Annotated in this window: 15 protein-coding genes; 11 read left to right on the forward strand and 4 right to left on the reverse strand. The window is 74.6% G+C overall.

What is annotated here, in order from left to right:
* Window positions 1-25: 25 nt before the first annotated feature.
* Both bioD and OG309_RS05835 read left to right on the forward strand, forming a co-directional pair.
* Entirely contained in the window at window positions 26-766 is a 741-nt protein-coding gene (gene bioD, locus OG309_RS05830; RefSeq protein WP_329418705.1) for a dethiobiotin synthase, read from the forward strand.
* 19 nt (window positions 767-785) lie between these two features.
* Window positions 786-1,130: a VOC family protein gene (locus OG309_RS05835; protein WP_329418707.1), complete on the forward strand. Its 345-nt coding sequence runs from the start codon at window positions 786-788 to the stop codon at window positions 1,128-1,130.
* A gap of 21 nt (window positions 1,131-1,151) precedes the next feature.
* Here the strand turns inward: OG309_RS05835 and OG309_RS05840 are convergent, their stop codons facing one another.
* Complete coding sequence (locus OG309_RS05840) at window positions 1,152-2,138, reverse strand: GlxA family transcriptional regulator (protein ID WP_329418709.1); 987 nt, start codon at window positions 2,136-2,138, stop codon at window positions 1,152-1,154.
* A 72-nt stretch (window positions 2,139-2,210) separates the two neighbouring features.
* Between OG309_RS05840 and OG309_RS05845 the strand changes: the two genes are divergently transcribed.
* The 5 genes from OG309_RS05845 to OG309_RS05865 all read left to right on the forward strand — a co-directional run bounded on the left by OG309_RS05845 (window position 2,211) and on the right by OG309_RS05865 (window position 7,548).
* Window positions 2,211-3,488, forward strand: a complete 1,278-nt coding sequence (locus tag OG309_RS05845; protein ID WP_329418711.1) for an MFS transporter — start codon at window positions 2,211-2,213, stop codon at window positions 3,486-3,488.
* 45 nt (window positions 3,489-3,533) lie between these two features.
* Window positions 3,534-4,409, forward strand: a complete 876-nt coding sequence (locus tag OG309_RS05850; RefSeq protein ID WP_329418712.1) for a TIGR03621 family F420-dependent LLM class oxidoreductase — start codon at window positions 3,534-3,536, stop codon at window positions 4,407-4,409.
* A 140-nt stretch (window positions 4,410-4,549) separates the two neighbouring features.
* Window positions 4,550-4,987 carry a GNAT family N-acetyltransferase gene (locus OG309_RS05855; RefSeq protein ID WP_329418714.1) on the forward strand — a complete coding sequence of 146 codons (438 nt, stop codon included), beginning with the start codon at window positions 4,550-4,552 and terminating at the stop codon, window positions 4,985-4,987.
* Window positions 4,988-5,188: 201 nt separating this feature from the next.
* The gene (locus OG309_RS05860; protein WP_329418715.1) at window positions 5,189-6,532 is read left to right on the forward strand and encodes a hemolysin family protein; all 1,344 of its coding nucleotides are present in this window, start codon (window positions 5,189-5,191) and stop codon (window positions 6,530-6,532) included.
* A complete protein-coding gene (locus OG309_RS05865; protein WP_329418717.1) occupies window positions 6,529-7,548 on the forward strand; it encodes a hemolysin family protein in 1,020 nt (339 codons plus the stop codon). The genes OG309_RS05860 and OG309_RS05865 overlap by 4 nt, the downstream gene beginning before the upstream one ends.
* Before the next feature lie 90 nt (window positions 7,549-7,638).
* Here OG309_RS05865 and OG309_RS05870 read toward each other — a convergent pair whose 3' ends face one another.
* Window positions 7,639-8,631: a maleylpyruvate isomerase N-terminal domain-containing protein gene (locus tag OG309_RS05870; RefSeq protein WP_329418719.1), complete on the reverse strand. Its 993-nt coding sequence runs from the start codon at window positions 8,629-8,631 to the stop codon at window positions 7,639-7,641.
* Window positions 8,632-8,697: 66 nt separating this feature from the next.
* Here OG309_RS05870 and OG309_RS05875 point away from each other — a divergent pair, with 66 nt between their 5' ends.
* The 3 genes from OG309_RS05875 to mug are packed head-to-tail and all read left to right on the forward strand — an operon-like array spanning window position 8,698 to window position 11,551.
* Window positions 8,698-9,480: an SGNH/GDSL hydrolase family protein gene (locus OG309_RS05875; protein ID WP_329418721.1), complete on the forward strand. Its 783-nt coding sequence runs from the start codon at window positions 8,698-8,700 to the stop codon at window positions 9,478-9,480.
* Window positions 9,481-9,539: 59 nt separating this feature from the next.
* Window positions 9,540-10,982, forward strand: a complete 1,443-nt coding sequence (purB, locus tag OG309_RS05880) for an adenylosuccinate lyase (protein ID WP_329418723.1) — start codon at window positions 9,540-9,542, stop codon at window positions 10,980-10,982.
* Window positions 10,979-11,551 carry a G/U mismatch-specific DNA glycosylase gene (gene mug, locus OG309_RS05885; RefSeq protein WP_329428166.1) on the forward strand — a complete coding sequence of 191 codons (573 nt, stop codon included), beginning with the start codon at window positions 10,979-10,981 and terminating at the stop codon, window positions 11,549-11,551. Before purB ends, mug begins: the two co-directional genes overlap by 4 nt.
* Window positions 11,552-11,610: 59 nt before the next feature.
* Here the strand turns inward: mug and OG309_RS05890 are convergent, their stop codons facing one another.
* Window positions 11,611-11,994, reverse strand: coding sequence for a hypothetical protein (locus OG309_RS05890; protein WP_329418725.1), 384 nt, complete (start codon window positions 11,992-11,994; stop codon window positions 11,611-11,613).
* A 143-nt stretch (window positions 11,995-12,137) separates the two neighbouring features.
* On the opposite strand from OG309_RS05890, the gene OG309_RS05895 reads away from it, so the two are divergent.
* Window positions 12,138-13,295: an ROK family transcriptional regulator gene (locus tag OG309_RS05895; protein WP_132918910.1), complete on the forward strand. Its 1,158-nt coding sequence runs from the start codon at window positions 12,138-12,140 to the stop codon at window positions 13,293-13,295.
* 109 nt (window positions 13,296-13,404) lie between these two features.
* Here the strand turns inward: OG309_RS05895 and OG309_RS05900 are convergent, their stop codons facing one another.
* Complete coding sequence (locus OG309_RS05900) at window positions 13,405-14,145, reverse strand: GntR family transcriptional regulator (RefSeq protein ID WP_329418727.1); 741 nt, start codon at window positions 14,143-14,145, stop codon at window positions 13,405-13,407.
* Between the last annotated feature and the right edge of the window lie 179 nt (window positions 14,146-14,324).

Genomic DNA, 14,324 nt, shown 5'->3' on the forward strand with positions numbered 1-14,324 from the left:
GACCATCCTTGAAAGGAACCCCACCGTGACCGTCCTCGTCGTCACCGGCACCGGCACCGAGATCGGCAAGACCGTCGTCACCGCCGCCCTCGCCGCCGCGGCCGCCTCCGCCGGCCGTTCCGTCGCCATGCTGAAGCCCGCGCAGACGGGCGTCGGAAGGGGCGAGGCGGGGGACGTGGACGAGGTGGGGCGACTGGCGGGGGGCGTCGTGGGGGCTGAGCTCGCGCGGTTCCCGGAGCCGTTGGCGCCGAACACCGCCGCGCGCCGCGCCGGGATGGCTCCGGTCACCCCGGCGGAGGTCGCGGAGGCGGCGCGGAAACTGGCGGAGGAGCACGACCTGGTCCTGGTGGAGGGCGCCGGCGGCCTCCTCGTCCGCTTCGACGAGGAGGGCGGGACGCTCGCCGACGCGGCCCGCCTGCTCGGCGCGCCGGTGCTCGTGGTCGCCCCGGCGGGACTCGGCACGCTCAACTCCGTGGCGCTGACCGGGGAGGCGCTCCGGGCGCGCGGGATCGAGCAGCTGGGTGTGGTGGTCGGCAGCTGGCCCGAGGAGCCGGACCTGGCGGCGCGGTGCAATCTGGCGGACCTGCCGCTGGTGGCGGAGGCTCCGCTGCTCGGTGCGGTCCCGGCGGGCGCCGGCGCCCTCGACGCGGCGGAGTTCCGGGCGGCGGCGCCCGGTTGGCTGGCCCCCGCGCTGGGCGGGAGCTGGGACGCGGAGGCGTTCACCGCGCGGTTCGCCGAGCCGTTCACCGCGGCGCCGGAGGCCTGAGCTCCGTACGCTGGCCCGCATGCGTGCTCATGTTCAGGAGATCGTGTTCGACTGCGCCGACCCGGCCGCCCTCGCCCGCTTCTGGTCGGCGCTCCTCGGCGGGGCCCCGGTCGACCGGAGCCCCGACTGGTCGTACGTCGATCCGCCGGGGTTCGTGCGGATCGCGTTCCAGCGGGTGCCGGAGGGCAAGGCGGTGAAGAACCGCCTCCACGTGGACGTGGAGGTGGCCGACCCGGTGGCGGCGGCCGACGAGGTGCTGCCGTGGGGCGCGCGCCGCTCGGGCGGTCCCGTGACGGACGAGCAGGGCACGTTCCAGGTGATGCACGACCCGGAGGGCAACGAGTTCTGCTTCGTGACCGGTTGAGGCCGGGCCCGGCCCGGGAGATCAGGCGTCGGCGCGGAAGGTGCGCCGGTACGCCGCCGGTGTCGTGCGCAGCGCCTCGTGGAAGCGGCGCCGCAGGTTGACCGCCGAGGAGAGGCCGACCCGGTGGGCGATGGTCTCGACGGGCAGGTCGGTCTCCTCCAGGAGCGCGCGGGTGGCCGCGAGCCGCCGGTCGAGCAGCCAGCGGGCCGGACTGATGCCCAGTTGCTCGGTGAAGCGCCGGGTCAGCGTGCGGCCGGAGAGCCGCGCGTACGCGGCCATCTCGGCGACGCTGGTCGGCCGGTCGAGCCGCCCGCCGAGCCATTCGAGGAGCGGGGCCAGCGAGTCGGCGACCGGTCCGGAGGTGGGGAGTTCGGCGTACTGCAGCTGGCAGCCCTCCCGGTGCGGCGGCATCACCATCTGCCGGGCGATCCGCATGGCGTACGCGGCGCCGTGGTCGCTGCGCACGAGGTGCAGGCACAGGTCCACACCGGCCGCGGATCCGGCGCTGGTCGCCACGTCGCCGTGGTCGACGTACAGCACCCCGGGGTCGACCCGGACCCGGGGGAACCGGGCCGCGAGACCGGCGGCCCGGGCCCAGTGGGTGGCGGCCCGCCGGTCGTCGAGCAGCCCGGCCGCGGCGAGCACGAAGGCGCCCGAGCAGAGCCCGACGATCCGCGCGCCGCGCCGGTGCGCCCGGCGGACCGCCGCGACCACCTCCGGCGACACCTCGGCGTCGTCCGCGTGCTCCCGGCCGGGCACCAGCACGGTGTCCGCGCGTTCCAGCGCCTCCAGGCCCTGGGTGACCAGCAGGTCGTAGCCGCTCTGGGTGGGCAGGGGGCCGGGCCGTTCGGCGCAGACCTCGAAGGCGTAGCGGGCGGGGATCGCCGGGCCGTGGTCGGCGAACACCTCGGCGGCGCAGGACAGCGGGAAGGCCGACTGCCGGGGCTGCAGCAGGGCCACCACCCGGTGCGGCGCGCGGGACCTCGGCAGCGGACGGGACGGCGTCATGGCGCGAAAGTACCCCTTCATGTCGGTCAGGACACTGGGAACGGATAATTGGTCCAGACCATGATCCCTGCTGTGACCACCACGCAGACACGGCAGCACCCGTCCCCGCCCCCCGTACCGCCCGTCCGGGTCCCTTTGTGGGACCGGCGCTTCACCCTCTACTTCGCCGCCCGCACCGTCTCGCTGTTCGGCGACGCGATGATGCCGGTGGCCGCCGCGCTCGCCGTCGGCGCGCTCTACGGGATCACCGGGGCCGGCGTCGTCCTCGGCACCTGGACCGGCACCTTCGTCGTCCTGGTCCTGTTCGGCGGCGTGTTCGCCGACCGCTTCGGCGCCCGCCGGATGATGATCGGGGCGGACCTCGCCCGGGTGCTCACGCAGGGGGTGCTCGCGGTCGCGTTCTTCGCCGGGCGGCCGCCGTTCTGGCTGCTCGTCGCCATGGCGGCGCTGGCGGGCGCGGCGGTCGCGATGTTCCTGCCGGGGGTGAACGGGATGGTCCCGCTGGTCGCCGCCGAACCGCAGCGGGCCAACGCCACCCTCAAGGTGGCGGACGCCCTCGCCCACCTGCTCGGCCCGGCCCTCGCGGGGCTGCTGATCACGGTGACCGGCGCCGGGACCGTCTACGCGATCGACGCGGGCACCTTCCTGCTCAGCGCCCTGTGCCTGGGGCTCGTCCGGTTCGCCCCGGCCGTCCCGGCGCACGAGGAGCCGCCGGCCCCCGCGCGTTCGCTCCGGCGCGATCTGCGGCAGGGCTGGCACGAGTTCCGCTCCCGCACCTGGATGTGGGCGGTGATCCTGATCTGGGTGGTGTACGGCGTCCTGATCTTCGGCCCGCTGGTGCCGCTGAGTTCGGCGCTGGTCGGCGCCCGGCTCGGCCCGAACGCGTACGGCCTGGCGGTCTCCTTCCTGGGCGTCGGCACGGTGCTCGGCGGGCTGCTCGCGCTGCGGCTGCGTCCGGCCCGGCCGCTGGCCGCCGGAGCGGGGGCGATGGTGCTGTACACCGTCCTGCCGCTCTGCGTGGCCCTGGACGCCGGACTGCCGCTGCTGCTCGGGGGCCACGCGGTCGGCGGGGGCGCCCTGGCATTCTGGTCGGTGATGTGGGCGACCAGCGTGCAGACCCACACCCCGCCCGCCGTGCTCAACCGGGTCAGCGCGTACGAGCTGGCCGGATCGGTGTCGGGGATCGCGCTCGGCCAGATCCTCGCGGGTCCGGCCACCGCGCTGGCCTCCCCCGGACGGCTGATGCTGGTCTCGGCGGGCACCTGCCTGGCGGGCTGCGCGGCGCTGCTCGCGATCCCGGCGATCCGCGGCCTGCGCCGCGCCGATCCAGCGCGGGACGTGGCAGGCTGAGGGTTCGTCACCCGTCCGGCCGCTCGTCGACCTGGAGGTACCACCGTGGTCTCGCCCTTCCGCTTCGCCGTCAACATGCTCACGCCCGGCACCGGCGCCGAGTGGCGGGCGCGCTGCCGCCGGGCCGAGGAGCTGGGGTACGACCTGATCCTGGTCGCGGACCACCTCGGCATGCCCGCCCCGTTCCCCTCCCTGGTGGCGGCCGCCGAGGCGACGACCCGGCCGCGGCTCGGCACCTTCGTGCTCAACACGGGTTTCTGGAACCCGGCATTGCTGGCCCGCGAGGTGGCGACGACGACGGCGCTGACCGACGGCCGGCTCGAACTCGGCCTGGGCACGGGCTATGTGCGGGCCGAGCACGAGGAGGCCGGGATCCCGTTCCTGCCGCCGGGCGAGCGGGTCGGCCATCTCACCCGTACCGTCGAGGAGTTGGCCGGGACACTGAAGGGCGGGGACGGGAACCCGCGCACCCCCCTGCTCATCGGCGGCAACGGGGACCGGGTGCTGCGGCTCGCCGCCCGGCACGCCGACGTGATGGCCTTCAGCGGGGGCCGCTTCACCGGCGAGGCGGTGACGGTGCTGACCGCCGCGGAGGTCGCCGCGCGGGTGGAGGCGTACCGGGGCTTCGAGCGGGAGGCCGGCCGCGAGACGCCCGCGGAGCTCAACCTGCTGATCCAGCGGGTGATCGTGACGGAGGACCGGCCCGCCGCGGCGGCCGGGTTCCTGCCCCTGGCGCCGTACCTCACCGAGGAGCAGGTCCTGGACCTGCCGATCCTCGCGATCGGCACGGTGCGGGAGATCGCCGACCGGGTGCTCGCGCTCCGGGAGCGGTTCGGCTTCTCGTACCTGACGGTGCTCGACGACGCGATGGAGGCGTTCGGCCCGGTGATCGCGCTGCTGCGGGAGCCTTCCTCCGCGTGACCCCGCCGCCCGAGCGGCCACCGGCCTCGCCCCTGCCCTGGCCCGCCCTGGCCCGTCCTGACCGCCCTGCTCCGTCCTGGCCCGTCCTGACCCGTGAAACGCGGTCGACGGGCGGGCCGGGCCGGTGGTGGGATGCGGGCATGGACGATCTTCGGATACGGGCCGCCGTGGCGGCCGACCTCGACGCCGTGCTCGCCTTCTGGAAGACCGCCGCGGAGGGCACGAGCATCAGCGACGACCGCGCGGGCGTGGCGCGGCTCGTCGAGCGGGACCCCGAGGCGCTGCTGCTCGCCGAGCGGGGCGGGGAGCTGGCGGGGACGGTGATCGCGGGGTTCGACGGCTGGCGGTGTCACCTCTACCGGCTCGCCGTCCACCCGGACCACCGCCGCCGGGGCGTGGGCGGCGCGCTGCTCGCCGCGGCCGAGGAGCGTTTCGTACGGCTCGGCGGCCGGCGCGCGGACGCGATGGTGCTGGACCAGAACGAGCGGGGGCAGGCCGCGTGGCGGGCGGCGGAGTACGGGCCGCAGGAGCAGTGGACCCGCTGGGTGAAGCCGCTCGCGATCACCTCCGGTCGCTGATCGCCACGCCCTTTGCCCGTCCTTTACTATGGGTGGTCAGAATTCGGTCATCCGATCAGCCACAGCGCTGCCCCGCACTATCGAAAGGTGTGAGCGTCCGCCCATGGGCGAGCCTCCCAGTAGCCGTTCCCGAAGCCGACATCGCGCGGTCCTCCCTCCCCTGACTGATCATGGGACTCGTCGAGGGACGGAGGTGAACCGGTGACCGAGGTACTGCTCCTTTTCGTGGCGCTGCTGCTCGCACTCGCCTGTGGCGCCTTCGTCGCGGCGGAGTTCTCGCTGACCACCGTCGAGCGCGGCGAGCTCGAAGCCGCCGTCGAGCGCGGCGATCGGGGCGCCGCCGGCGCCCTCAAGGCCGTCAAGTCGCTGACCTTCCAGCTCTCCGGCGCGCAGCTCGGCATCACCGTGACCAACCTGGTCGTCGGCATGCTCTCCGAGCCGTCGATCGCCAAGCTGCTCCAAGGCCCGGTCGAGGCCCTCGGCCTCTCCCCCGCGGTCGCCTCCTCGGTGGCCCTGGTCATCGGCACCGCCCTGTCGACCGTCGTCCTGATGGTCGTCGGCGAGCTGGTCCCCAAGAACTGGGCGATCTCCTCGCCGCTCGCGGTCGCCAAGGTGGTGGCCACCCCGCAGCGGATCTTCACCGCCGCGTTCAAGCCGCTGATCAGCCACCTCAACAACACCGCCAACCGCATCCTGCGCCGGCTCGGCATGGAGCCGACCGAGGAGCTGGCCTCGGCCCGCTCCCCGAAGGAGCTGGTGGCCCTGGCGCGCCACTCCGCCAAGGAGGGCGCCCTGGAGGCGGACACCGCGGAGCTGTTCGTCCGCACCCTCAACCTCGCCGAGCTGACCGCGGAGAACGTCATGACCCCGCGCGTCCAGGTCACCGCCCTGGACGTGCAGGCCACGGCCGAGGACGTCGCCAACGCGACCCGCGCGACCGGTCTCAGCCGCTTCCCCGTGTACCGGGGCAGCCTCGACTCGGTCGTCGGCATCGCCCACATCAAGGACGTCCTCGCCATACCCGCCGAAGAGCGCCCGCGCCGCCGCATCGGCGACATGCTGCGGGAGCCGCTCCTGGTGCCCGAGAGCCTGACCGTGGACCGGCTGCTCGACCGCCTCTCCGGCAAGCAGACGATGGCCGTCGTCATCGACGAGTACGGCGGCACGGCCGGCGTCGCGACCCTGGAGGACATCGTCGAGGAGGTCGTCGGCGAGGTGCGGGACGAGCACGACCCGCACGAGACCCCCGACCTGGCACCGGCGGGCGAGGACGCCGACGGCCGCGCGCTGTGGTCGGCCGACGGCGCGGCACGCACCGACCAGCTGGAGACCATCGGCCTGAAGGCGCCGCAGGGCCCGTACGAGACCCTGGCCGGCGTCCTGGCCACCGAGCTCGGCCGGATCCCGGCCGTCGGGGACACCGTGGAGCTCGCCGGCTGGCGGCTCGACGTGGTCGACGCCTCCGGGCGGCGGGCGGCGCGCGTGCTCCTGCACGCCCCGCTCCCCGGCACCGGTGAGGACACGCACGAGGAGGCGGGCCGATGATCGCGATCCAGCTGCTGATCGGCTTCGCGACCCTGGTCGTCAACGCCTTCTTCGTCGGCGCCGAGTTCGCCCTGATCTCCGTGCGCCGCAGTCAGATCGAGCCGCTCGCGGAGGCCGGGGACCGCCGGGCCCGCAGCGTCATCTGGGGCCTGGAGCACGTCTCCGCGCTGCTCGCGGCGGCCCAGCTCGGCATCACGCTGTGCACCCTGGTCCTCGGCATCGTGGCCGAACCGGCCATCGCGCACCTCCTGGAGCCGGTCTTCGACGCCGTGGGCGTCCCGCACGGCCTCGTGCACCCGATCTCGTTCGTGATCGCGCTGTCGGTCGCCACCTACCTGCACATGCTGCTGGGCGAGATGGTCCCGAAGAACATCGCGCTGGCCGAACCGACCCGCTCGGCGCTGGCGCTCGGCCCGCCGCTGGTGGCCGTGGCGCGCGCGCTTCGCCCGGTGATCTTCGCGATCAACGCGTTCGCCAACGCGATCCTGAAGCTGCTGCGGGTGGAGACGAAGGACGAGGTCTCGGCCACGTTCTCCGACGACGAGCTGGCCCGGATGGTCACCGACGCCGGTGACGCCGGCCTGCTCGACGACCGCGCCGCGGAGCGCCTGCACGACGCCCTGGAACTGGGCAGGCGCCCGGTCCAGGACGTCGTGATGCCGGTGGAGAAGGTCGTGTACGCGCGGGTGGGCACGACCCCGGAGGAGCTGGAGGCGCTGTCGGCGCGGTCCGGGTACTCCCGCTTCCCGGTGGTCGACTCGGAGCGTCGCATCCTGGGCTACCTGCACGTGAAGGACGCCCTGGACATCACCCCGCGCGACCTGCCCTTCCCGGTGACGGCGCTGCGTCCGATCGCCCGGGTGCGGGCGGCCACTCCGCTGGACGACGTCCTGACGGCGATGCGGCGCAGCCGGACCCACCTGGCCGCGGTCGTCGACGAGGACGGCCGGCCGGCCGGTCTGGTGACGATGGAGGACGTGCTGCGCGAACTGGTCGGACGCCCCTCGGGGTCGTGACGCACCGCCGCGCGGAGGACGCGGGAAGGGCCCGGGACGCACGCCGTCCCGGGCCCTTCCCGCGTCCGGCCCCGGGGGCGAGGACACCCGCTACAGCGCGGTCGCCGTGATCCAGGCGTCGAGGAGCGTGCGGTCGCCGGAGCGGGTGAAGCGGGTGTCGTCGGCCGCGTGCCGCCCGTGGACGAGCAGCAGGAGGTCGGCGGCGGTGCCCCCGACGCCCGCGGTCGGTTCGCCCTCGGCGCCGCGCCGCCAGGCGAATCCGCCGCCGCCGAGGACGACCGTCCAGGCGGCGCCGGTGTCGGTCGCGGTCAGCCGGAGGCTCGCGCCGTCCCGGCCGAGCTGGGCGACGGGTTCGGCGACCCAGGAGAAGTACGGGAGGTTCTCCAGGAACTCCTCGATGCCGTCGACGGCCGTCGCCGGATCGACCGGCGCGGGCTCCCGGCCGAGGGCCAGCTCGGCGTCGGCGAGGTGGACGACCGCCTCGAAGAGCAGCCGGCGCGGGAAGAACCGTACGTGCGGGTCGCTGCCGTGCGACCACGTCGGGGTGTCCGGCTCGGCCTCCCGCAGCACCCGCAGGGCGCTCTGCGCGCTCGCGGCGAGCCAGTCCGGGTAGCGGGCCGGGTCCGCCGGAAGGTCGAGCGGCACGTCCCCGGCCCGGACCCGTTCGGTCGCCCGGGTGCGCACCAGGTGTTCCGTCCAGCGGTGGGTCGTGCCGTGGTGCCGCACGAGATCGGCGAGGCTCCAGCCGGGGCAGCTCGGCACGGGCGTGGCGGGGTCGGCGTCGCGGACGAGCGTGACGAAGCTCTCGACGTACGAGGCGGTCAGATCGCAGCGGGCGGCGTGCCCGTCGCCCGGAAGGCCGAGGCCCGCCGGGACCGTCAGCAGCCGCTCGCGGCGGGGGCCGGGCGGCTGCCGCAGGGCGGCGTCGCGGAACAGGCGGTCGAGGGTCCGCCGGTCGGCGGCGGGAAGCGCGTCCAGGAGCCGCGCGGTGCCCGCGAGCCCCGGCCCGCCCGCGACGGGGTCGTTCGCCGTGGCCAGGTCGGCCACGGCCTCGGCCAGCGCGCTCAGCAGCGCCTCGCTCATGGGGGTTCCCCTCCCTGCTCCTCCGGGCCCACCCGCGGCCATACCGCGCGGTACGATCGCTGGGCCATGGAGATCAATGCCACGTACACCAGTCTCGTCGCCGTGGGCGACAGCTTCACCGAGGGTATGTCGGACCGGAGGCCCGACGGTTCCTACCGCGGCTGGGCCGACGTCCTGGCGGGCCGGCTGGCCGCCCGCACGCCCGGCTTCCGCTACGCGAACCTGGCCGTGCGCGGCAAGCTGATCGGCCAGATCGTCGACGAGCAGATCGACACGGCGGCCGCGATGAAGGCCGACGTCGTGACGCTCGTCGGCGGGCTCAACGACACCCTGCGGCCCACGTGCGACATGGGCCGGGTGCGCGGCCTGCTCGGCGAGGCCGTGGAGCGGCTCGCCCCGTCCTGCGGACAGCTGGTCCTGATGCGCAGCCCCGGCCGCAACGGCCCGGTCATGGAGCGCTTCCGCCCCCGCATGGAGGAGCTCTTCGGGTACGTGGACGAGCTCGCCGCCCGGCACGGCGCCCTGGTGGTCGACCTCTACGGCACCCCGGTGCTGGGCGACCCCCGGCTGTGGGACGTGGACCGGCTCCACCTCACGGCCGACGGGCACCGCCGGGTCGCGGAGGCGGTCTGGCAGACCCTGGGCCTGGCGCCCGAGGAGGACTGGCGGACCCCGCTGCCGGCGGCCGTCCCGCCGGGCTGGGCCGCCCGCCGGATCGCCGACGCCCGCTTCGCCAGGCAGCACCTGGCCCCCTGGATCGGACGCCGCCTCACCGGCCGCTCCTCCGGCGACGGGCGCGCCCCGAAGCGCCCGGAGCTGCTGCCGTACGACGTGACGCCCGTCTCGTAGCAAAGTCCAGTCCGGACCGTGGCGCTGGCCTGCAGAAACCGCCAGTAGAATCGGGACACGTGACAGCTGTGACTGCGAAGCCCCGCATCCCCAACGTCCTGGCCGGCCGCTACGCCTCCGCGGAGCTCGCCGTCCTCTGGTCCCCCGAGCAGAAGGTGAAGCTGGAGCGCCAGCTGTGGCTGGCCGTGCTGCGTGCCCAGAAGGACCTCGGGATCGAGGTTCCGGACGCGGCGCTCACCGACTACGAGCGCGTCCTCGACCAGGTCGACCTCGCCTCCATCGCGGAGCGCGAGAAGGTCACCCGGCACGACGTGAAGGCCCGCATCGAGGAGTTCAACGCCCTCGCCGGCCACGAGCACGTCCACAAGGGCATGACCTCGCGCGACCTCACGGAGAACGTCGAGCAGCTCCAGATCCGGCTCTCCCTGGAACTGATGCGCGACCGCACCGTGGCCGTCCTCGCCCGGCTCGGCAAGCTGTCCGCGGAGTACGCGGAGCTGGTCATGGCGGGCCGCTCGCACAACGTCGCCGCCCAGGCCACCACCCTCGGCAAGCGTTTCGCGACCGCCGCGGACGAGCTGCTCGCGGCCTACGCGCGCCTGGAGGACCTCCTCGGCCGCTACCCGCTGCGCGGCATCAAGGGCCCGGTCGGCACCGCCCAGGACATGCTCGACCTGCTCGGCGGCGACGCCTCGAAGCTGGCCGACCTGGAGCAGCGGATCGCCGGTCACCTCGGCTTCGCGCACGCCTTCACCTCGGTCGGCCAGGTCTACCCGCGCTCGCTCGACTACGACGTGGTCACCACCCTGGTGCAGCTGGCCGCCGCCCCGTCGTCGATCGCCAAGACGATCCGCCTGATGGCGGGCCACGAGCTCGTGACCGAGGGCTTCAAGCCCGGCCAGGTCGGCTCGTCGGCGATGCCGCACAAGATGAACACCCGCTCCTGCGAGCGCGTCAACGGCCTGATGGTCATCCTGCGCGGCTACGCGTCGATGACCGGCGAGCTGGCCGGCGACCAGTGGAACGAGGGCGACGTCTCCTGCTCGGTGGTGCGCCGGGTGGCCCTGCCGGACGCGTTCTTCGCCTTCGACGGTCTGCTGGAGACCTTCCTCACCGTCCTGGACGAGTTCGGCGCCTTCCCGGCGGTCGTCGCCCGCGAGCTGGACCGCTACCTGCCCTTCCTGGCCACCACCAAGGTCCTCATGGGCGCCGTGCGCGCCGGTGTGGGCCGCGAGGTGGCCCACGAGGCCATCAAGGAGAACGCCGTCGCCTCCGCCCTCGCCATGCGCGAGCAGGGCGCCGAGCGCAACGAGCTCCTGGACAAGCTGGCCGCCGACGACCGGATCCCGCTGGACCGGGCGCAGCTGGACGCGCTGATGGCCGACAAGCTGTCCTTCACCGGTGCCGCCGCCGACCAGGTCGCCGTCGTGGTCTCCCGTATCGAGGAGATCGCCAAGCAGTACCCGGAGGCCGCCGGCTACACCCCCGGGTCGATCCTCTGACCCGAACCCCCCGGTTCTCCGCCGAGGAGCTCCAGGCCGCCCGCGACCGCGTCGTCCCCGACGTGGCCGCGGGCGGCCTTTCGGTCCTCCTGTGCGGGATCAACCCGGGGCTGATGACCGCCGCGACGGGCCACCACTTCGCCCGCCCGGGCAACCGCTTCTGGCCGGTGCTGCATCTGTCCGGTCTCACCCCACGCCTGCTGGCCCCCGCGGAGCAGGACGAACTCCTCGCGTACGGCCTCGGCATCACCAACGTGGTGGCGCGGGCGACCGCGCGGGCGGACGAGCTGAGCGCCGAGGAGTACCGGGAGGGCGGCCGGATCCTGACCGAGAAGGTGGAGCGGCTCGCGCCGCGCTGGCTGGCGGTCGTCGGGGTCACCGCGTACCGCACGGCCTTCGGCGAGAAGAAGGCGGCGATCGGTCCGCAGGAGCGGACGATCGGCACGACCCGGATCTGGGCGCTGCCCAATCCGAGCGGGCTGAACGCGCATTGGACCGCGCAGTCGATGGCGGAGGAGTTCGCCCGGCTGCGCGAGGCGGCCGGACTGCCGGACCGGCGCGAGGGCTGACACGGGGGCGGGGGCGCGGGGGCGGCGCTCGTCAGGGCAGTGCGGCGCGGGCGGCCGGTTCACGGCGGGTCGACGTCGGTCACGCACACGAGCAGCCGGTACGCGTCCTCGGCGGCGCCCAGCAGGCCGAGCGCGATCCACCGTCCCTCCACCCGCCACAGCTCGACGTCGGGCACGGAGCTGCTCAGCAGGTCCCAGGGCTCCGGTATCCGCTCCCCGCGCTCCGCGCGCAGGAGCAGCGAGCCGAGGCCGAACCGGTCGGGCGGGCCCCAGCGGGCGGCCAGCAGCCCGGCGAGGGCCGTCCGCTCCGCCTCCGCCCGCTCCGCCGTGGCGGGGTCCCGGGGGGCGTCGCCGGGGGCTAACTCGGCGACGTGGTGGGCGCGGTCGCCGAAGGGACGGGCGCGCATCAGGTCGAGGGCGGCGAGGTGCCGGTCCAGGGTCATGGGTCCAGTAAAGCGGCAGCCACCGACAGCTGGTGGTCCGTCAGGCGGCCGCCGGCTCCGGTTCCGCACCGGGCGGCACTCGCCCCACCTGCGCCCATTGAGTAACATCCGGGCAAAGAGGCGCACGAGCTGGGAGGCACACGGTGGGGCGGCTGACCGGCGGGGATCCATCGCTGCTGCGGCGGATCAACTCCGCGGTGGTACTCCATGCGCTGCGGGGCTCCGACGCGCTCACACTCACGGACCTGACCCGGGTCACGGGCCTGTCCCGGCCGACGGTCGAGGGGGTGACCGAGGGACTCATCGAGGGCGGTCTCGTCGTCGAGGCGGCGCCCGAGGAGGGCGAGGCCCGGCGTCAGGGGCGGCCGGCCCGGAGGTTCCGCTTCCGGGCGGAGGCGGGGCACCTGCTCGGCGTCGAGATCGGCCCGCACCGGGTGGCGGCGCTGATCTCCGGTCTGGACGGGCGCATCATCGGCGCGGGTTCCCGCGAGGTGGCCGAGACGGCCCCCGAGGACGAGCGCCTGGACCGCGTGCGGACGGTGGTGGCCGACGTGCTGCGCAGGACCGGGGTGCCCCGGTCGAACCTGCGGGCGGTCGGCGTGGGCACGCCGGGGATCGTGGAGGCGGACGGCACGGTCCGCCTCGGCACCGCGCTGCCCGGCTGGACGGGCCTCGCGCTCGGCGAGCGGCTGCGGCGCTCCTTCCGCTGCCCGGTCATCGTGGAGAACGACGCCAACGCGGCGGCGGTCGCCGAGCACTGGAAGGGTGCCGCGACCGACTCCGACGACATCGTCTTCGTCCTCGCCGGACTGAGCCCCGGCGCCGGTTCGCTGATCGGCGGCCGGCTGCACCGCGGCTACGGCGGGGCCGCCGGCGAGATCGGGGCCCTACACCTGCTCGGCCGGGGCGTCACTCCCGAGCACCTGCTCTCGACCACGGACGAGCCGCTGCACCCGCTGGACGAGCAGGCGGTGGCCGAGGTGTTCGCGCTGGCCCGCCAGGGCGACGCGCGGGCCGGGGCGGCCGTGGAACGGTTCATCCAGCGGCTGGTGCACGACGTGGCGGCGCTGGTGCTCGCGCTGGACCCGGAGCTGGTGGTGATCGGCGGCTGGGCGGCCGGTCTGGACGGGGTGCTCCAGCCGCTCCGCGACGAGCTCGCGCGGTTCTGCCTGCGGCCGCCGCGGGTGGTCCTGTCGCTGCTGGGCGAGGCGGCGGTGGGCACGGGCGCGCTGCGGCTGGCGCTCGACCACGTCGAGGAGCAGTTGTTCGCGGTGGACGGCACGGTGTCGGCCCGCCGCTGAGGCGGACCCCGCGCGCGGGGTCCGCCTGCCGCACAACGGACCGGGCCCGTCGCCCGGACGCCGTACCGACGGCGTCCGGGCGACGGGCCCGGTGGTGTGTGCGCGGAGGTCAGGAGGCCATGACCAGGTCTCCGGAGTCGCCGAAGGTGAGCTTGCAGGTGTCGGCCCGGTACGTGGCGACCGACACGGCCGCGGTGCCGCCCTCGGAGAGGTAGCGGGTGGTGACCACGAGGACGGGAGCGCCCGGCAGGCGGTCCAATTCGCGGGCGTCGTCGGCGCGCGCCGAGCCGAGCTCGACGGAGCGGTCCTGCCCGTCGAGGACGAGGCGCTGGAGCTCGCTCAGCACGGAGCGGGCGCGGTCGACCCCGCCGGGGACGTCGACGGCACCGAGGCCGGGGACGGATCCGGAGGGCACGTAGAGCAGTTCGGCGGCGACCGGCTGGCCCTCGGTGACGCGCAGGCGGCGCACCACGTGCACGGGCTCGTCGGGGGTGATCTCCAGGAGGCGCGCGACGGCGGCGGGCGCCGTGCCGGAGGCGGAGTCCACGGACTGCCAGGTGTCCTCGCCGACGCCGGGCCAGGCGTGCTGGGTGGTGGAGACGTCCACGCCGACCCGGGGCGGGGCGACGGTGGTGCCGACGCCGCGGCGGCGCTGCAGGCGGCCCTCCAGCTCCAGCTGCTCCAGGGCCTGCCGGAGCGTGGCGCGCGCGACGCCGAAACGGGCGGCCAGTTCACGCTCGTTGGGCAGGATCTCGCCGACCGCGAAGTCCGAGTCGAGGGCTTCGCCGATCACGGTCTTGAGGTGCCAGTACTTCGGCTCCGGCACTGATTCCAGCTGCGTGGTCCCCACCCTGATCCTCCGCACATTCGCCGTGTCCCGCGGCGGTTTTCCGCGCCCTTGTTTATTAAAGGTTCCTGCACTAACTCTGCGACCATAAGGTGCCGCACACCCTTGGTCAAGACCAATCCTCCGCCGAACGCCCCCGAATGTGACCCTCTGACCTAGATCGTTCACAGGACGTTCGCGTC

Origin of the sequence: Streptomyces sp. NBC_01268, assembly GCF_036240795.1 — a bacterium.
Classification (GTDB): Bacteria; Actinomycetota; Actinomycetes; order Streptomycetales; family Streptomycetaceae; genus Streptomyces.

What these genes read in the sequence shown, in the direction of transcription:
- OG309_RS05835 (WP_329418707.1), top strand. Translation starts at nt 786, where the DNA reads ATGCGTGCTCATGTTCAGGAGATCGTGTTCGACTGCGCCGACCCGGCC.
- OG309_RS05840 (WP_329418709.1), bottom strand. Translation starts at nt 2,138, where the DNA reads ATGACGCCGTCCCGTCCGCTGCCGAGGTCCCGCGCGCCGCACCGGGTG.
- OG309_RS05855 (WP_329418714.1), top strand. Translation starts at nt 4,550, where the DNA reads ATGGACGATCTTCGGATACGGGCCGCCGTGGCGGCCGACCTCGACGCC.
- OG309_RS05865 (WP_329418717.1), top strand. Translation starts at nt 6,529, where the DNA reads ATGATCGCGATCCAGCTGCTGATCGGCTTCGCGACCCTGGTCGTCAAC.
- OG309_RS05870 (WP_329418719.1), bottom strand. Translation starts at nt 8,631, where the DNA reads ATGAGCGAGGCGCTGCTGAGCGCGCTGGCCGAGGCCGTGGCCGACCTG.
- OG309_RS05875 (WP_329418721.1), top strand. Translation starts at nt 8,698, where the DNA reads ATGGAGATCAATGCCACGTACACCAGTCTCGTCGCCGTGGGCGACAGC.
- OG309_RS05890 (WP_329418725.1), bottom strand. Translation starts at nt 11,994, where the DNA reads ATGACCCTGGACCGGCACCTCGCCGCCCTCGACCTGATGCGCGCCCGT.